This is a genomic window from uncultured Pseudoflavonifractor sp. (assembly GCF_944387805.1).
Taxonomy (GTDB): Bacteria; Bacillota; Clostridia; order Oscillospirales; family Oscillospiraceae; genus Pseudoflavonifractor.
The window spans coordinates 54064-70209 of record NZ_CALXGI010000006.1; the positions used below are offsets into that span (position 1 = coordinate 54064).

A 16146-nucleotide genomic window follows, 5' to 3' on the forward strand; every position below is an offset into this window, starting at 1 on the left:
TACCTCAGTTCAGATTGATATACAGGTCCTTCTTGTCCTGGAGCACCGTGTAGGCGCACAGCAGGGCGGCCGTGCCGTCCACCCGGCGGCGGGGGTCCAGGGTCTTGACCAGCTGGATGTTGCCGTTGACGTCGCTCTTGGCCTCACTGTTGACCAGGCACCACTTGTCCACCGGGTTGTTGTTGTAGATGACCCGGTGGTCCCGGAAGTCGGCCGCCAGGTCCTTCATTGGCTGGGACAGGGTGGCCACGCCCTGGCGCACCGGTATCATGGAGTCCGGGCCGAACTCAGCCTGGAAGGCCCGCAGCAGGCTGTCGTCGATGTGCCACGGGTCGTAGCCGATGTAGAGCATGTACAGCCCCTCCCTGTCCCGCAGCTCCCGGAACCAGTCCAGGAAGATCTGCTTGTCGCACTTCCGGCCCGGACAGGTGCGCATGTACCCCTGCTCCACCCAGAGGGAGTAGGGCACGTTGTCCCGCTCCCGGCGGCTGCCCGTCCGCCGGGCCTCCTCCAGCACCGCCTCCGGTATCCAGTACATGGACCGCACATACACATTGGGGTCGTCCGGCCGCATGAAGACGGCCTTGGCGGCGTTGAGGTCGGTGGTGTCGGCGGCGTCAAAGCCGCCGATGCCGTAGTCGAAGGGGATCTGGAACGTGGCCTCGTTGTTGAGCTCCTCCCACCGCAGCCAGGCGCTCTCCGAGGTCTGGGGCATGTTGAAGTCCTTTACCAGCACGGTGGGCTTGAAGCTGGGGTCGTCCTTGGCCTTCTGCACCATCTCGGCCAGGTAAGCCCGGCTCTTGATGGTCCCCAGGCCGGGGTTTGCCTTCTCCCAGCACGCCGGATCGTCCCACTCCGCCCGGTCGTCCAGCTCGTAGAGGAAGGGCAGGAACCGGGGCGCGGAGATTTTCCCGTCCAGCACGTCGCAGGCGTATTTGTACTGGGCGTCAAAGATGCCCTCCCGCACAAAGCCGTTGGTGGTGATGACAAAGAGCAACGGCTGACTCCGGGCGCCCATGGCCTGCTTGACCAGGTCGTACAGGTCCCGGTTCTTGATGGCCGCCAGCTCGTCGATGGTGGCGGCGTGGGCGTCCAGGCCGTCCAGGCTGGAGGTGTTGGAGGCCATGGGCTTGATGAATCCCATGTTCATGGGGCAGTAGATGTCCGACACCCGCTTGCGCAGGTGCTTGGCCAGCATGGGCGACATCTGCCGCATCCGCACCGCCGCCTCATAGCCCAGGCGGGCCTGGTCCAGCTTGGTGGCCACGTTGTAGATCTGGGGCGCGCCCTCGCCGTCGTTGACCAGCAGGTCCAGCTCAATGGCGGCGGTCTCGGTGGTCTTGCCGTTCTTGCGGCCCTCGATGACCAGCACCTCGTTGTAGCGGCGCAGGTTGTTGTCATCCACAAAGCCGAACACCGCCTCCAGCCGCGCCCGCTGGAACAGCTCCAGCCGGAGGGGCGCGCCCATGCGGCCGGAGGGCACCTTGCAGAAGCGCTGGATGAAGCCGATGTGCCGGGCCGCGATGTCCGGGTCGAAGTGGAACTCCCCGGGGCTGGCCAGGTCCTCCAGCAGCCGCTCCGCCACCTGCTTCATCCGGCGGCAGGCCGGGATAGTCCCGTCCAGCAGCCCGGTGCAGTAGCGCTCCAGGTCGGTCACCTGGCACCACCGCCCCCGGTTTTCAGGAACTCCATCAGCTCGTCATCCGCAGGTGGCGCCTGGGGCAGCATGTCCCCCAGCTGCCGGATGACGGCGGCGTAGTTTTTAATCATGGCGTTGTAGACATCCACCTCCACGGACTTCTTCTCACCCCACTGATTTTCGCCGTTTTGATACTCGGATTTCACGCCGTTTTTCCGAATCTGGGCCTGGAGGGCGGTCAATTGCTCCTCCATGAACACCGCGTTCAGAATCAGCTGGAGGCAGATTTTCTGCTGCTCCGGGCTGGCCGCTTTATATGTGTCCGCGAACCGGCCCAGCTCTTTTTTGCTGGGTCCTTTTGCCATTTCCACACCCCCCTCCTGTGTGTGACCCGCTCTTTTTTACCTCCCGCTCATCGGTCTCCCTGGTACCCTCTCCCGGGCCTTACTGGGGGGAGGGCGGCGGCGCGCTGGCCCGGGTCAGAGCCTGCGCCGGTCCACCGGCTGGCCGCTTGCGTCGAAGGCGCAGGCCATGGGCTTACCTCTGCCCAGGCCGTGGCCCTCGTAGCGGTCGTGGCAGTCCTTGCACACGTAGGCCAGCAGGCTATGATTCAGGGTCACCGCAGGGTTGCCGATGTTCTCCGGCGTCAGCTGGACCAGGTGGTGGACAATGTACCCCTGCTGATCCCGGCACTCCTCGCACAGCCCGCCGTCAATCCGCAGGCGCTGGGCGATGTATGCCGCGCGGCAGGCCCGCCAGGCCTTGGACCGGTAGAACTGCTTTGCAAATGCTTTCATGCGGCGCCCCCTTGTGTCCGAGTCGGACACCAGCCTCTTGGTCCCGGGCTATCACCTCCGGGCAAAACAAAAAGCCAGTGCCCGACCGCATCCCATGTTGGGATCATGTCGGGCACTGGCTAAGAAAGCACTGGCCACTCTCGATATCCACGACGAACGTCGCCTTGCAGTGCCGGCACCAGAGCTGGAGCTTCGTCGCTTTTGTCTCCGGCCGGATGACCTGGCTTGTCCGCAGTTTACAGGACGGGCAAATCACATATCCGTCCTTTACGACAAGTTTACCACAATTCAGTTTTTCAGGCAACGCTTTTCCCTCCCGTGTGTCTATTGTTCCACTAGGTTTCAAGATAGATCGCGCGCGTGCGCGTGCGCGCGCGAGAGGCAGCCCCTCAGGTCCCCTTTGGGACGATGTAGCTGGCGTAGTTGTAGGCGCCGAAATCGTTCTCCCGCTGGTTTCGCCGGGCCCAGAGAACCCGGTCCGGAATGTCAATGGCGCCGCTCTCATCCCGCCACCGCTCCGGCGGCGGGAGCTGGCCTGACAGGCTGCGGGAGCAGCTCCACGGCCGCCGGCCAATGGGAATGATAATCCCGTCCGTCCGCTCCTTGGTGAGGTACTCGGCCAGACGCCGGTATCCGCCCTCAGCCATCAGCACCGGCTCGTCGTCCACCTCCCCCGCCGTCCACAGGTGCCGCACCACAGCCGGCGGGAAATCGCTCTCCCGGAGCACCATGTGGATGTGGTAGCGGTGGTCCCCGTGGAGGCCCTCGATGCAGGTCACCCAGTCGAAGGGCTGGCCATCGTTGAATCGCCGCGCCCGGGCCATAAAGGCCCGCTTGGTGGCCATGGCCTCCCGGAAGGTGCGGGGCAGGTGGAGGGCGTCATAGGTCAGGGTGTAGTGCACGCCCTCGTAACCGAAGAGGGCCAGCCGGAGCTCCAGGCGGTCCGCCTGGCTCCGGCAGACCGCCGAGTGGGGCGAGCGGAGGATTTCATTCTTTTCCCGCCGGTCGCTCCGGCTGTCGTCCCTTGACAGCCTGGGCCGGATGGCCCGGCACTCCTTGGTCAGAGGCCCGGCCCGCTGCCGGACGCAGTACCACGGTCTATCCTCCATGGCCGCCCCCTGTCAGGGCCTCATAGCAGCGCTTGGCCGCCGCATTGTGGGCCTGCCACTGTTCCATGGCGCGCTTTATCTCACCTTCCAGGGCCAAGCAGCGCCGGTAAACCTTCCTCGGCATCTCGTCCAGAGTTGTGCGTGTGTACGGGGCCAGCAGCTCCGTGTGCTCAGCCACCGCCGCTATGTACCGGTCGAAGGCCTCATCCGCCCTGGCATGGTGCTGATCCATCCGGCGGGTGAGGATTTCTGTACCAAACCCGCAGAGCTCCCGGCGGAATGCAAACTCATGCCTCCGAATCCACCATATCAGCTCTTCCTTGGTCGCGTCCTCAAGCCTCATGGTCACACCTCCCCGGCTCATCCCAGAAGGCCACGAACACGCGACCGTAGGTGTCGGTTGTGTCCCTGATCCCATCTGCAACAAATGTGTCAGCGTAGAACATTTCCCAGTCTCCTGATTCTACGTCTAAAAGTTGCCCATCCTCGTCCACGCACAGGACAAAGACCAGCACGGGCCGCTCTGCTGCCGCCGCGCGCAGCTCCTCCAGCGGGATGGGCGTGGTGATGTCAACCGCCGGGGCCAGGAGGTCGGCGGCCCGCTTGAGCACCGCGCAGCCGTGGACTCCGCAGCTGTGCTCATAGCCGCAGCCCAGGCAGTTCAGAGCGCCGGTATTGACAGCCATCTCCCGCATCCGGCGGGACAGTTCTTTCCGCTCAGACATGATGCCGTCCCTCTTTCCATGCGTCAAAACATCTCTGCATCCACTCGTCTTTAGGAAAACGGAGAGACAGCATTTTCTCCCGGGTCAGCTTGTCCACCATCCGGCCCACGTCCCCGCAGCCGTCCATGACCGCCAGGCGCTCCAGGTTGCCCATGGTCTGGGCCGTCACCAGGCAGCGCAGCCGCCGCAGATTCTTATTGCCCATCAGTTTTCCTTCCTTTCTCCGGCAGGCGGGGCGAAGGTTGACAAGCGCTTCACCAGATACTCTGCCAGCCATTCCGCGAAGCTGCCTGTTTCCGGGTCCGCTCTCTTTGCCTCAACGATGAGGTCAAGCATGGCCTGCTTGTCAATCGCCTTCATGTTAGCTGAACTTGAAATGTCTTCTGGCTCCAGACCAGTATTCTCATAGGCGGCCAGTTTTTTCAGCGCCTTCTGCCACCCCTCTTCGCAGAAGCCGCAGTTTTCCAGGTTCTCTCCTGCCTTCTCCAGGCCGCAGCCCATACACCGTACCAGCTCATCATTGCCAATTCCGTCAATCATGGTCAGCCGTTCCACGCTCACTCCTCCTCTCTTGTGTCCGAATCGGACACCGCTTCACGTTTAAGCAGCCCGTCCAGCAGCTGCATGGCGCACCGCAGGCCGTCCTGATAGCCGTAGTCCACGAGCTTCAGATGCTCAAATTCAGGCGGCCTGTCCTGGCTCTTCCGCCGGCTGGCGTAATAGAGCCCCTCCAGCCGGTTGACCACGTCCCGCACATCCCGACGCCTGATTGATGCGTGTTTCATCTCTATCCCTCCGCTCAGTCATCCATAGTGACTGTTACACCACCGACCATCTGGGGCAGGATGTTGACCTCATAGTGATACTTGTCAACGTAGGCGCCGGACACATCCTGTACGATATACGTAGTCCACTCGCTCAGATAGATGAAGTCCTTCTTGTACTGCCCCTCTCCCACTTCGCTGATGACGGACAGCTCATTATTTCCCTCATTTGTCATGGCAAAATTGCCGATGAGCTCATACAAGACCGTATCATCCCGGACATTGATAACCGTGATTTTTCTGGTGACATTGAAGTTGTCAGCTTCCTGCGAGATGTTGTGGGATACCCGGTCGCTTTCCCGGCATCCACCCAGCAGCACCAGTGCGCCGGCCAGCACAATAACAGCGATCAGCTTTTTCATTTTCATAGCCCTCCTCACCCCGGAACAAACTCCGGGCACGTAATCACTTGATAGCTCTCAACGGCCCTCCGCTCTTCCCCCCAGGCGTTTGGGCTGGATGCGAATGTCCCGGCGCTCAGCCACCCAGCCCTCCACAGGCTTGCCCTCCCTGCTCCAGGGACAGCCCCGCTCCCCCTCCGCGTCGGGCACTGCGTTGCCGCAGGCCCAGCATATCGTCATCATCGTCATATCCTCCTGCTATCATTTTCGTGAGGTCACGAAAATGGTCCGGCCCTCTGCCGGGCGCCGCCCAGAGGGCGGGCCCGTGAAAAGGAGGTCCGGACGGGGAAGACGCCACCCCGCCCGGCAGAAGGCCGGACCACGGCCTCAATCCTCAATCTGCTGCCGGTGCCAGCTCTGGGCCTCCGGGATGGGCGGGCAGTGCATCCAGCACACCACCGTGGTGTTGATGGCCATCACGATATTGGAGAACTCCCAGTGGTCCCCGGACCAGTACAGCAGCTTGCCGCTGCCGTCCAGGGGGCCGCACAGGCACCAGTAGTATCCGTCCTCCACCGGGTCCCCGTAGTGCCACGGAGCATCGCCGTCCGCGTCTCCCTCCGGCTGGACATCGGTCAGGCCCAGCACATAGTCCAGGGAGACGCCCGCCTCGGCCAGACCGGCCACCACGTCGGCATCCAGGTTTTGAGCAAAGTCGTCGAGCAGGCAGCAGCAGGGGTCCATCACGCCGTTGAGGGCACGCTCCACCATCTCAACCCGGTTCCCCCCCAGTATCTCGCCCAGGGCCTCCGCCGGCAGGTTCACCCGCTCCGCCTCCTCGCCCAGACGGCGCCAGGCCGCACGCTCCCGCTCCTGCCGGCGCTTTTCCTCCGCACAGCGCTCCCGGCTCCGCTCTTCGTCCTTCCGCCTCGCCTCGGCCAGCTTTCGCTCCTGCTCGGCCCGCTCCTCCGCCACCTGGTTCTCCAGAGCGGGGCAGACATGCCCGCAGGTCATGCGTGAGCCGCACTGAGCGCAGCAGGATGTACATCTGTGCCAATAGGCGGAAGTGGACTCCGCCAGCCGTTCCCGCATGCCGTCCCGGTTGGCGCATGGGGTGCCGTCCCGGCACACAACGGCGTCAATCTTGTCCAGACCGCACAGCCAGCCCTGGATGGAGTTCTCGGTGGGCTCGTACATGGCGTTGACACCCCGGCTGTACACCCCAGCCAGCCAGTCCTGCCGCTCCACGCTCTGGCGGGCCATCAGGTAGGCCGGAGCCTCGGCCAGCTTTCCGGTCTCAAACAGCGCCGTCCAGTGGGGCGTCAGCCGCTCCCGGATGACCTTGAGCCGGGCCAGCTTGGAGGCCGACACCTGACAGGCCGCAGCCACCTGGTCCCGCATCCGTCCGGGGAAGTCGTATCCCTGTTCCTTGAGCTGGTAGAGCAGCTCGGTCACCTTGGCGGCCTGGCGGGACAGCTCCGCCGGGCTGAGCTGACGGGTGGAGGCGTTGGCCATGATGAGCCGCAGCTCCCGCAGCTCCGGGGACGCCTGGTCCCGCTCCACGATGCAGGGGACGCCCACCCACCGGTCTCCGCCCTCCTCCGCGCTGTGCAGGAGCTTGAGGGCGGACCACCGCCGGTGGCCGGAGACAATCACATACCGCCCATGCTCCGCCGGACGGACCCGGATGGGCTGCTGGAGGCCGCACAGCTCAATGTTGGCCGCCAGCTCCTCCAGGCCGTCCAGGCGGTAGAAATTGGACGGGTCCGGGTCCAGCTTGTCCAGGCCGATGTACTCAATGGTCTCCCTGGATGTGTCCGACTTGGACACATCCCCCACCGCCGCCGCAAAGGCGGCCGCCATGTCGAACTTAGCCACGGTCCGGCCCCTCCTCTCCCATCAGCTCGGCCACAAAGGCCCGGTAGTCCTGGGCGGCGGCGGAGCGGGGGGACCAGCTCACCACCGGCTCGCCGGTCCAGGTGGACTCGTCCACCTTGGGGCTGCGCCTGATTTTGCTCTCAAACACCCGCACCGGGCTGCTCTGCCGCAGCAGGGCCTCCCCCTGCTCCACGATGTCTGAGCGGTACCACATGGTGGGCAGCACCCCCGCCACCCGCACGTCCGGGTACACCGCCCGCAGCCGCTCAATCTGGGCGGTCAGCTCGCTCATGCCCCGGACGGAGTAGGCGTCCAGCTTGATGGGGATAATCACCCCGGTGCTGGCGGCGATGGCCGCCGCGCAGGCCGGGGACAGGGCGGGCGGGCAGTCGATGACAATAGCGTCGTAGGCTCCGTCCTCCTCCACCGCGTCCCGCAGGTCCCGGAGGGCGCCCAGGTTGAGCCGCTCTCCCCGGAGCAGGTCCACGTCCAGGCTGCGCAGCTCGTCGTCCGCCGGCAGCATGTCCAGGCCCCGGATGGAGCTGTGGTACAGCAGGTCGTCATAATATGCGTCCGGGATGGTCAGCAGCCCCGCCAGGGTGTTGTACTCCCCCGGGGGCAGCAGGGACGCCGTGGCGTTGCCCTGGGCGTCCGCGTCGATGAGCAGCACCCGCCGGCCGTACTCGGTGGCCAGGATGGCCGCCATGTTGACGGCGGTGACGGTCTTGCCCACGCCGCCCTTAAAGTTCACAATCGCGTATGTCTTCACGTCTGTCGTCTCCTTTTCTGAGGCGGTCCAGCGCCCAGGCCAGGGCCGCCGCCACCTCCTCGTGCTCGTCCCGGCGGTCCGGGTCGGCCCTGGCCATGGCCATATGCCGCAGGTACTCCGCCTCTATCAGCTCCAGCCGCCGGTCGTTGTCCATTCAGCGCCTCCTATGCTCCGGTGGGTTGTTCAAAGGGGTCCTCTGTCGGCGGTCCGTCGTCCCAGTCGAAGAGAGAGGTCTGGGGCGGCTTCCGCCTCCGCTTGGGCTTGTCCGCCGGGGCCGGGCAGTCCAGCTGGGACTCCCGAAACCGCTGATAGGCCCCGTCAAACACCAGGTAGGTCCTGCCCCGCTCCCCGTCCTTGTTCTTGCCGATTTTCAGCACCCGGCGGCTCTTGCCCGGCCGCTGGGGCTCCTCCAGGTAGAGCAGCATGATGATGTCCGCGTCCTGCTCAATCTGGCCGCTCTCCCGCAGGTCGGACATGGTGGGCTCGGCGTCCTCCTCCCGGCGGGAGAACTGGGACAGGGCCACCACGGTGATGCCGCAGCCGTGGGCCAGGGCCTGGATATCCCGGCTGATCTGCCCCACCTGGTTGGTGCGGCTGTCCCGGCGGTTGTCGGGAGCCACGATCTGGAGGTAGTCGATGAAGATGACCTGATACCGGTGGGCCAGGGCGTCAGCCCGGATGTCCGCCATGGTCATGCCGGCGGCCTCAATGAGCTCCAGCTTCCGTTTCCGCAGCTCCGGCGCGCGCTGGGTGACCCGGGTCCAGTCATCCTCGGTGAGCTCCCCCCGCTTGATGCTGCCCAGCTCGATGCCCGCCAGGTTGGCGATGAGCCGGTCGGCCAGCTTGTGCCGGTTGGTCTCCAGGCTGTACACCCCCACCCGGTAGGTCTGGGCCAGGTGCCAGGCAAAGCCCACGCCCAGGGCTGTCTTGCCGGCGGAGGGGTCTCCGCCGATGACCACCATGTCCCCCAGTTCGGCGTACAGGTTCCGGTCCAGCTTCTCCAGCCCCCAGGTCAGGTAGGTGCGGGGGTGGGTGTGGCGGTCGTAGAAGTCCAGCAGCAGCTGCTCCATGTCCATCCGCTCCGCCCCCTGCCGCTGTCCCCGCAGGCCGTTGAGCCGGTCGATGAGCTTGCCCGCCGTCTCCTCGTCCGGGGCGCCCGCCAGGGACTGGCCCAGCAGCTTCACCGCCGAGAGCCGGGCCTGGGCCTTGAGCAGGGGCACATACTCCCAGATGTTGGACGCCGTTGGTGTCATGTCCATGAAGTACATGAGCGTCCTGTCCCAATCCTGCCCCTCCTGGGGCGGCAGCTTGTCCCGCACGGTCACCGGGTCGATGGGCTTCCCGGCATTGAACAGGGCCCGGATGGCCTCAAACACCCGGCGGCAGGCGGGGTCCAGGAAGTCCTGGGGGCCCACCTTGCTCAGCACCTCCCCCGTCAGCTCGGGGGAGATGAGCAGGGAGCCCAGCACCGCCGCCTGGGGCGAGTAGGTATCCGTGTTCACCAGTCCTCCACCTCCTCACGGGGCCGCCGGGGCTTTCCGCCCCCGCCTCCGCCCCGCAGGGGGAACACTCCGGCCCAGCCCGACATGACCGACTGGCGGACAATGCTCAGCTTGGTGTCCCGGTCTCCGCCGGAGAGCTTGTCCAGCACGGTGAGCAGGGTCTTGATGGCCCTGGGGGTGTTCACCGCCTTGGACTTGGGCGCCTGTCGCACCTCCATGAGGGCCTGCAAGGCCTCGGTCAGTTCCGGGTCTCCGGCCACGTACCGGTTGAGCATGGCCCGGGCCTCCGGGTCCAGCTCTTTGCCCCTCCGCCCCCTGCCCCCTGATGGGGGCTTTAGGGGTTCTTGTTTATTAGTTTGTTCTTTATTATTTTGTTGCGGCGAATTCTTCGTGTACGGCTGAACCGTGTACGGTAAATCAGGACACGGCAGGCCGTTTGCTTCCTCCGGCTGGTCCGGGCCGTCCGGCTCAGCTTCTGGGTTCTCTATGTCATCTGCCTCATCCTCGCCGAAGTCGTTGGGCACATCGGTCAGGATGTATCTGGCCCGGCCGAACTGGCCGGAGGCAGAGTGCTCCTGGGCCGTCCGCTTCAGGTACCCCGCCTCCTCCAGCTCCTTGACCATCCTGGCCATGGTATCCTTGGACACCTCCAGCTTTGCCGCCATGCCCCGGATGGAGTAATCCCAGTCCTCCGGCAGGCTCAGCATGGCGATAAGCGCGAAACGGGTTTGCAGCCTCAGGCGGCTGTCCCATATCAGGTCGTTCTTGACGTTGGTGTACGGCAGCTTTCGCCGCCGCACCTCAATCTGCCTGCCCTGCATCCTGTCACACCTCCGCTCACAGCTCCATCAGGCGCATGGCTGCCTTGAGCTTGTCCATGCGGGCAGCTACCAGGCGGTCCACCGCCTCCTGCATCAGCTGCTCCATCAGGGACAGGTCAACGGTCTTATAGCCCTGATGCTTGTATTCCACCAGTCCACCGGGGCTGACGTTGTAGGTGTATGTACCAGTCTCCTCGTTGAGGGCGGCCCAGCCAAAGGGCGTGCGGCCCTGCTGGAGGGCCCGCATCATGGTGGGAGAGCTCGTCCCCAGGTAAGATGCCGCCAGGGGGATGGGCACGTTGTCGTACCGCAAAATTTCCTCGTCCGACGGACGGGGGGTGTTAGATCTTCTGGGCATTGTTGCTCGCCTCCTTCCGTGCATCGTTATACGCCTCCAGCACAAACCGTATCCGGTCGAGCTTGGCGGCGCAGGTCTCCTTCGGAGTGTTTATCACGTCATCCAGGGTTTCCAGCACAGTCCATGGGTCCCGGACCCAGGTACGGGCCTTGCGGGCTGTCCGCTCCCGCCAGCGTGCGTTCTCTGTCCTTGTCATTTCAGCCTCTCCTCTCCGGCCAGGCCAGCGTCAGGGCCAGCCCGGCCACCAGTGCCGCCAGGGTCACGGCCCCGGCCCGGACGCTCACGAATCCGTTCTCGATATCGCCCACTGTGCCCAAGGCCATGACGGCCAACAGGGCGCAAAAGGGTGCACGAATCCAGCGGAAACTTCTTGCATTTCCGCCCGTCTTATGGTACATTTTCATCAGTTAGTTCTCCCTTTTCCGTCCTCAGGTCTTGCACACCTGGGGGCGGATTTTTTATTGGTCCTGTTCGCTCTGGGCGCACCGCAGGGCCAGGGCGGCGGCCACAATCTCCTGCAAGTCCTCCAGAATGGCGTCGAACTCGCCCCGCTCCGCACCGTCGATGACGTTGTCCTCGGCAATCCGCATGAGCCGGCGGTCGGCGTGGCTGTCGGCAAACTGGTAAATCCGGTTGGTGAGCCGGGCGCTGGCAGCCAAGACGTCCATCTTGGGCACCTCGGGCACCACACGGCCATACATGGCGTTCTTTTCGCGCACATGCCGCACAATCAGATGCAGCGTGTTATACAGGTCGGACATCGCCTCCACCACTTCGTCAGGCGGTACCCGCTGGCCGGTCTCATAGGCTCGCAGGCTCTCCACGCTGATGCCCAGCCGCTCCGCTGCCGCTTCCTGCGTAAGACCGGCAGCCTTGCGGCAGGTCTTGTAGATATTCCGGGTTTCCTCCGGCATGGTTATCTCCTCCTTTTCAGGGTAAAATTAACTCAGATAGTTCAGCAGGCCTCCGGGACGGGCATCATCTCCACGGCCCCGTCCTGCCGGCAGATGACCAGGGCTGTGTCGCCCCAGCGGTCGGTGATCCGGACGGCGTTCTTGGTCACCCGCTCCACCTGGGCCAGCTGGCCCGCCTCGAACTGCCCCTCCAGCCAGCGGATAATCCGCCGCAGCTCCGGTGTGTCTCCCTGCATCACTGGACCTTCCCCTCATCACAACTTTGGTACTTAATGGTGTCGCGAACTGCACGACGAACAATTGGCTCCGGAATATGAAATCCGCCGGAACAGATAACACGGCTAACAGCCTCACCACCAATCATCAGCTCACATGGAAACTCTCCTGTAATCTCCCAGTCATCCGCCGTCAAGTCATCTGCGCTAGGTTCCCACCTAGGGCATGGGGCTCGATTTTTTGCATGAACAATACACCCTTCCGGTCCGTTTGTCGGATCGATATATATCCGGCCTTCCCACACAGCTCGGGTAATAAAAGGCTTTGTTTCGGTTCTCGCCTTTATCGCCTCATAGATGTACATTTTTTCTCCTTTTTACCAGTCAGCCGTCAATCTCAAATTCAAAATCAAAAGCTGACACAGCAGACCACGCTTATATGCCGATTACAGTTCTGGTCCAATACGGCAATACGACACATTTCTTATTCAGCTTCTCGCTCAACTCTTTCTCCAGCTCTTCTTGACGCTCTTTGCGTAACACCATATCTGGGATTAAAAGGAGAGCCTCTGCTGTACCTGGAATACTTTCGATTTCTCTTGCCTCAATTCTGTATCCATCATCGGTCTCAATAAAAATTCTCATTCATCTCCCCTCCTCTCAGCTCGCCTGCCTATTACCTGATAACCGAAGATGGCAAAGATGCTTTGGAAGAATTTGAAGTGCATATGGCCGAGCTTAAGTCACGCAGGAAATGGAATATTGTCACCACGACCATTGGCCTGTTAACTTTAGCAGCAACAGTAATACTTGGCATATTAGGGTTACTGCGTTAATGCCGCAAATAATCTTCATCATTCGCTCCTGCTGGGCAATAATTTCCTCAATATCCAAGGCAGGACCAGACATATGCTTTTTATTGTCCTGGCTCATCTCTTTTTTACCTTCTTTCAGCTGGCCGTCTCGCGCGGTTGTGTACTTCCCTTACCTGTCGTGGTAGAATATGGGCAGTAGAAGGGAGGTGAAATTTATGGATTACTCTGCCCTCATACAGCCATTGCCGAGTTCCAGAATCTATTCGGGAACTCAGTTTAAAATCATCAGAAAGTACATACTTGACTTTCAATCCACCTTGGATGCCGAACATGATGTAGCACTTCTTCTTACCAACTTTGGACAGTCTATTCTTATGGAAGTAACCGAAATTGGCTACGAAGAGTCTGTTCTGCTTATTTTCCGTGGATATGTAAATGGGAAAATGTCAACCCTGATCCAGCACATCAGTCAGTTGAACTTTCTAATTACGTCCATATCAAAAAATCCAGAACAGCCCAAGAGAAAAATCGGGTTTACCGCTGATTAGGCGGACCAATAGCCCAAAGGTCGGAACTGCTCTTTCCTTCCAGTCTGGCGGCCTGATATTCTTCGTACATCTGGATGAACACCGCCGCCTGAATCTCTGGCAGCCGTTGAAGCAGCGACTCAATGGCTGCCAGCTTTTCTTTGATTTCAGTTAATTCATCTATTTTCCTCTCCTCCTCTCAGCTGGCCGCCTGGGGTGGCGTGCGGCCATACAGTTCGTCGATGGAGCAGTGGAGCAGATCAGCGAGTTCTGGGAGTTTCCCGGCGCTCGGCATAGCTGTTCCATTCTCCCACATTGCTACACTGGATTGCACCACTCCAAGCCCATCTGCAAGCTGCTTCTGTGTAAGATTCTGTCGGAGACGGATTACTTTCAGCATTTTCATTCCGCTCACCTCTTTTCTGTAAATCAAGATTCTTGATATTTCATCCGCTTATATATTATATCGAGTAACTTGATATGTCAATAACTTTTTTTGATTTTCTTGATAACGAATTTACAATGTGCGTTTATCTGATAAAATTGTATCAAGGTGGTTGATACGATGAATCGCATAAAAGAACTGCGAAAAGCCAAAAACATGAAGCAAGTTGAGCTTGCTAATGCGATATCCGTAAGCCAAGCAGCATTATCCGGCTATGAAACCGGCAAATATGAGCCGGATTTTGATACGTTGCAGAGGATTGCGGAATTTTTTCATGTTTCAATTGACTACATTCTTGGCCGGGACGAAAAAAAGCCCGTTGCCGAAACCGACAACGGGCGTGAAAGGGAATTTGTGCGGTTGTTTGGGAAACTTACCCCGGAGCAGCAGGACATGGTCCTCGCTCAGCTGAAAGGCGTTGTAGATTCTCAAGGAAAGTGATCTGCTCCTGCTCCTGAAGCTGCCGGAATAGCTCCAGTGCAGCGATAAGTTTTTCGTCTGACATGGGATATTCCTCCCTCCCCTTGTTCGACATTATAGAACGTTTGTTTCATTGTGTCAATGCAACTATGGAAAATGGAAAAAATAATTTTGTGTCCGACCCGGGCACTCTAGAGGTGACATATTATGGGGCTTCGATTCCGTAAGAGCTCAAATTTTGGCCCATTTCGCGTGAATTTTAGCAAGTCCGGCGTCGGGTACAGTGTCGGCGGGAAAGGCTTCCGCTTTACAAAAAAAGCAAATGGCGGCTACCGTACTACATCTTCTATTCCAGGTACCGGAATCAGTTTTGTAAACGATTTTTCTAAGTCGAAAAGTGAAAAGCACAGCTTTATAAATCGTCCTAAATCGAGAAAAGAGCTTACGAAAAAACAAAAAATTGTTGAGAACTGTTTAATTGCATTTGGCATCGTTTCCATCTTGACGTGTTTTATTTTGCTATTAGTTAACAGCATTATTTATGGCTAACCGTTTCAAAAAAATGATTTAGAGGAGAGAGTTGTGTGATCTGCAAAAAATGCGGCACCATGTACGACAGCAATTTCTGTCCGAACTGCGGCGCCAGCAACCAGAACGGCGGTAAAAAAGCCGGAAAGTTTATCCTTGTCTTTGCGGCAATCATCGTGATCATGGCAATTGCGGCCATAATGGGCGGCAAAGATGACGCACCCCAGACAGCTGACGTACCCTCTGACCCTCCGCAGATAACTCAGACGTTGAACGAGCAGACAGCCGGCGTCACAGCCAGCACGGCCCCCAGCGTCTCCCAGCCCCAGCCAGCTGTGGAGGATGACACCGCCGGTGAAACCCTCGGCCAGAAGAACGCACGGCAGGCCGCTGAACATTACTTATCCGTTATGAACTTCTCCGCCAGCGGCCTGGCCGAGCAGCTTCAATTCGAGGGTTACTCGGAGAGCGACGCAGCCTATGCCGTGGCAAAGTGCGGCGCGGACTGGAACGAGCAGGCCTTGGGAAAGGCCCTGACATACCTGGCTACCATGCCCTTCTCCGCCAGCGGTCTCCAGCAGCAGCTGACCTTCGAGGGCTTCACGGCAGACCAGGCCCAGTATGCCGTCGCCAATTGCGGGGCCGACTGGAACGAGCAGGCCGCGAAAAAGGCTCAGGATTATTTGGATATCATGACCTTTTCCCGGGACAGTCTGCTCCAGCAGCTTCAGTTTGAAGGCTACACCGCAGAACAGGCCGAGTATGGCGTGACCGCTGTCGGATATTGAGCATAGCTGTGTCCAAGTCGGACACGCCCCAAACCCGAACACGTTTTCGGATTTGGGGCCCCTGTTGCGGCATACAATAGAGACAGCGCGAATCAATTCATGGAAAGGAGAGAGCGACATGCCGCTGCCCAAAGAGGAACGATACACCCTGGCCGATGTCCTGACCTGGGACGAGCATGAGCGGGCCGAGCTCATCGAGGGCACGGCTGTAATGATGGCGCCCCCTTCCCGCGTCCACCAGGAAATCGCCGCCGCCCTGCTGGCCCAGCTCTACAACTACCTGGAAGGCAAGCGCTGTAAGGTCTACCCGGCCCCCTTTGCCGTGCGGCTGTTTGAGAAGGCCGGCGACCCACCGGAGGCCGTAGACACTCTGGTGGAGCCTGACCTGTCCGTGGTCTGCGACATGGACAAGCTGGACGATATGGGGTGCAGAGGCGCGCCCGACCTTATCATTGAGATTCTATCCCCCTCCACCCAGCGCCACGACCGGCTGACCAAGTACAACCTGTATGAGCGCGCCGGGGTGCGGGAGTACTGGATTGTGGACCCGGAGAGCAAGACCGTCCAGGTCAGCGTGCTGGACGGCGGCCGCTACCGCGTCCGGGAGGTCTACACCGCCGGAGACATCGCCAAGGTCAACGTGCTGGACGGCTGCTTCATTGAGCTGGCCAGGGTCTTCCCCTGACCGGCCAAAATCCGCAAGCGCTTGCGGATTTCAACACGAATACAAA

The 16146-nt window shown here is 60.7% G+C and carries 29 protein-coding genes; 5 read left to right on the forward strand and 24 right to left on the reverse strand.

Going from position 1 to position 16146, the window contains the following annotated elements; genetic code table 11:
* Positions 1 to 4 precede the first annotated feature (4 nt).
* The 23 genes from Q0K06_RS03035 to Q0K06_RS03145 all read right to left on the reverse strand — a co-directional run bounded on the left by Q0K06_RS03035 (position 5) and on the right by Q0K06_RS03145 (position 12537).
* Positions 5 to 1657, reverse strand: coding sequence for a terminase large subunit (locus Q0K06_RS03035; RefSeq protein ID WP_294548421.1), 1653 nt, complete (start codon positions 1655 to 1657; stop codon positions 5 to 7).
* A complete protein-coding gene (locus Q0K06_RS03040) occupies positions 1654 to 2004 on the reverse strand; it encodes a hypothetical protein (RefSeq protein ID WP_294548424.1) in 351 nt (116 codons plus the stop codon). Before Q0K06_RS03040 ends, Q0K06_RS03035 begins: the two co-directional genes overlap by 4 nt.
* Before the next feature lie 114 nt (positions 2005 to 2118).
* Positions 2119 to 2436 (reverse strand): hypothetical protein, encoded by a 318-nt coding sequence (locus Q0K06_RS03045; protein ID WP_294548427.1) that lies wholly within the window; start codon positions 2434 to 2436, stop codon positions 2119 to 2121.
* Positions 2437 to 2539: 103 nt separating this feature from the next.
* Positions 2540 to 2941 (reverse strand): cysteine-rich KTR domain-containing protein, encoded by a 402-nt coding sequence (locus Q0K06_RS03050; protein ID WP_294548430.1) that lies wholly within the window; start codon positions 2939 to 2941, stop codon positions 2540 to 2542.
* Positions 2826 to 3545 (reverse strand): hypothetical protein, encoded by a 720-nt coding sequence (locus Q0K06_RS03055; protein WP_294548433.1) that lies wholly within the window; start codon positions 3543 to 3545, stop codon positions 2826 to 2828. Before Q0K06_RS03055 ends, Q0K06_RS03050 begins: the two co-directional genes overlap by 116 nt.
* A complete protein-coding gene (locus Q0K06_RS03060; protein WP_294548436.1) occupies positions 3535 to 3888 on the reverse strand; it encodes a hypothetical protein in 354 nt (117 codons plus the stop codon). The genes Q0K06_RS03055 and Q0K06_RS03060 overlap by 11 nt, the downstream gene beginning before the upstream one ends.
* Complete coding sequence (locus Q0K06_RS03065) at positions 3878 to 4270, reverse strand: hypothetical protein (RefSeq protein ID WP_294548439.1); 393 nt, start codon at positions 4268 to 4270, stop codon at positions 3878 to 3880. Before Q0K06_RS03065 ends, Q0K06_RS03060 begins: the two co-directional genes overlap by 11 nt.
* On the reverse strand, positions 4263 to 4475 hold the full coding sequence (locus tag Q0K06_RS03070) for a hypothetical protein (RefSeq protein WP_294548441.1): 213 nt from the start codon (positions 4473 to 4475) through the stop codon (positions 4263 to 4265). Before Q0K06_RS03070 ends, Q0K06_RS03065 begins: the two co-directional genes overlap by 8 nt.
* On the reverse strand, positions 4475 to 4825 hold the full coding sequence (locus Q0K06_RS03075; protein WP_294548443.1) for a hypothetical protein: 351 nt from the start codon (positions 4823 to 4825) through the stop codon (positions 4475 to 4477). The genes Q0K06_RS03070 and Q0K06_RS03075 overlap by 1 nt, the downstream gene beginning before the upstream one ends.
* 2 nt (positions 4826 to 4827) lie before the next feature.
* Positions 4828 to 5055 (reverse strand): hypothetical protein, encoded by a 228-nt coding sequence (locus Q0K06_RS03080; RefSeq protein ID WP_294548446.1) that lies wholly within the window; start codon positions 5053 to 5055, stop codon positions 4828 to 4830.
* A gap of 14 nt (positions 5056 to 5069) precedes the next feature.
* Positions 5070 to 5456: a hypothetical protein gene (locus Q0K06_RS03085; RefSeq protein WP_294548449.1), complete on the reverse strand. Its 387-nt coding sequence runs from the start codon at positions 5454 to 5456 to the stop codon at positions 5070 to 5072.
* Between the two features lie 57 nt (positions 5457 to 5513).
* Entirely contained in the window at positions 5514 to 5678 is a 165-nt protein-coding gene (locus tag Q0K06_RS03090) for a hypothetical protein (RefSeq protein WP_294548452.1), read from the reverse strand.
* Positions 5679 to 5822: 144 nt separating this feature from the next.
* A complete protein-coding gene (locus tag Q0K06_RS03095) occupies positions 5823 to 7313 on the reverse strand; it encodes a ParB N-terminal domain-containing protein (protein WP_294548455.1) in 1491 nt (496 codons plus the stop codon).
* Positions 7306 to 8082: a ParA family protein gene (locus tag Q0K06_RS03100; RefSeq protein ID WP_294548459.1), complete on the reverse strand. Its 777-nt coding sequence runs from the start codon at positions 8080 to 8082 to the stop codon at positions 7306 to 7308. Before Q0K06_RS03100 ends, Q0K06_RS03095 begins: the two co-directional genes overlap by 8 nt.
* On the reverse strand, positions 8054 to 8236 hold the full coding sequence (locus tag Q0K06_RS03105) for a hypothetical protein (RefSeq protein ID WP_294548461.1): 183 nt from the start codon (positions 8234 to 8236) through the stop codon (positions 8054 to 8056). The genes Q0K06_RS03100 and Q0K06_RS03105 overlap by 29 nt, the downstream gene beginning before the upstream one ends.
* A gap of 10 nt (positions 8237 to 8246) precedes the next feature.
* On the reverse strand, positions 8247 to 9584 hold the full coding sequence (locus tag Q0K06_RS03110; protein WP_294548464.1) for a DnaB-like helicase C-terminal domain-containing protein: 1338 nt from the start codon (positions 9582 to 9584) through the stop codon (positions 8247 to 8249).
* Complete coding sequence (locus Q0K06_RS03115) at positions 9581 to 10405, reverse strand: helix-turn-helix domain-containing protein (protein WP_294548466.1); 825 nt, start codon at positions 10403 to 10405, stop codon at positions 9581 to 9583. The genes Q0K06_RS03110 and Q0K06_RS03115 overlap by 4 nt, the downstream gene beginning before the upstream one ends.
* Before the next feature lie 16 nt (positions 10406 to 10421).
* Positions 10422 to 10763 (reverse strand): hypothetical protein, encoded by a 342-nt coding sequence (locus Q0K06_RS03120; RefSeq protein ID WP_294548468.1) that lies wholly within the window; start codon positions 10761 to 10763, stop codon positions 10422 to 10424.
* Positions 10747 to 10959 (reverse strand): hypothetical protein, encoded by a 213-nt coding sequence (locus Q0K06_RS03125; RefSeq protein ID WP_294548470.1) that lies wholly within the window; start codon positions 10957 to 10959, stop codon positions 10747 to 10749. The genes Q0K06_RS03120 and Q0K06_RS03125 overlap by 17 nt, the downstream gene beginning before the upstream one ends.
* 1 nt (position 10960) lies before the next feature.
* Positions 10961 to 11167 carry a hypothetical protein gene (locus Q0K06_RS03130; protein ID WP_294548471.1) on the reverse strand — a complete coding sequence of 69 codons (207 nt, stop codon included), beginning with the start codon at positions 11165 to 11167 and terminating at the stop codon, positions 10961 to 10963.
* Between the two features lie 54 nt (positions 11168 to 11221).
* Positions 11222 to 11677 (reverse strand): helix-turn-helix transcriptional regulator, encoded by a 456-nt coding sequence (locus Q0K06_RS03135; RefSeq protein WP_294548473.1) that lies wholly within the window; start codon positions 11675 to 11677, stop codon positions 11222 to 11224.
* Between the two features lie 41 nt (positions 11678 to 11718).
* Positions 11719 to 11916, reverse strand: coding sequence for a hypothetical protein (locus tag Q0K06_RS03140; RefSeq protein ID WP_294548475.1), 198 nt, complete (start codon positions 11914 to 11916; stop codon positions 11719 to 11721).
* Between the two features lie 411 nt (positions 11917 to 12327).
* Positions 12328 to 12537: a hypothetical protein gene (locus Q0K06_RS03145; RefSeq protein WP_294548477.1), complete on the reverse strand. Its 210-nt coding sequence runs from the start codon at positions 12535 to 12537 to the stop codon at positions 12328 to 12330.
* A gap of 385 nt (positions 12538 to 12922) precedes the next feature.
* Here Q0K06_RS03145 and Q0K06_RS03150 point away from each other — a divergent pair, with 385 nt between their 5' ends.
* Positions 12923 to 13255 (forward strand): DUF6173 family protein, encoded by a 333-nt coding sequence (locus tag Q0K06_RS03150; protein WP_294548478.1) that lies wholly within the window; start codon positions 12923 to 12925, stop codon positions 13253 to 13255.
* A gap of 178 nt (positions 13256 to 13433) precedes the next feature.
* Here the strand turns inward: Q0K06_RS03150 and Q0K06_RS03155 are convergent, their stop codons facing one another.
* Complete coding sequence (locus Q0K06_RS03155) at positions 13434 to 13640, reverse strand: helix-turn-helix transcriptional regulator (protein WP_294548479.1); 207 nt, start codon at positions 13638 to 13640, stop codon at positions 13434 to 13436.
* Positions 13641 to 13799: 159 nt separating this feature from the next.
* Between Q0K06_RS03155 and Q0K06_RS03160 the strand changes: the two genes are divergently transcribed.
* From Q0K06_RS03160 to Q0K06_RS03175, 4 genes are all read left to right on the forward strand, one after another.
* On the forward strand, positions 13800 to 14120 hold the full coding sequence (locus tag Q0K06_RS03160; RefSeq protein WP_294548482.1) for a helix-turn-helix transcriptional regulator: 321 nt from the start codon (positions 13800 to 13802) through the stop codon (positions 14118 to 14120).
* A 186-nt stretch (positions 14121 to 14306) separates the two neighbouring features.
* A complete protein-coding gene (locus Q0K06_RS03165; RefSeq protein ID WP_294548485.1) occupies positions 14307 to 14648 on the forward strand; it encodes a DUF4236 domain-containing protein in 342 nt (113 codons plus the stop codon).
* A 35-nt stretch (positions 14649 to 14683) separates the two neighbouring features.
* Positions 14684 to 15415, forward strand: coding sequence for an Ltp family lipoprotein (locus tag Q0K06_RS03170; RefSeq protein WP_294548487.1), 732 nt, complete (start codon positions 14684 to 14686; stop codon positions 15413 to 15415).
* A gap of 118 nt (positions 15416 to 15533) precedes the next feature.
* Positions 15534 to 16100, forward strand: coding sequence for a Uma2 family endonuclease (locus Q0K06_RS03175; RefSeq protein ID WP_294548490.1), 567 nt, complete (start codon positions 15534 to 15536; stop codon positions 16098 to 16100).
* The last annotated feature ends 46 nt before the right edge of the window (positions 16101 to 16146 follow it).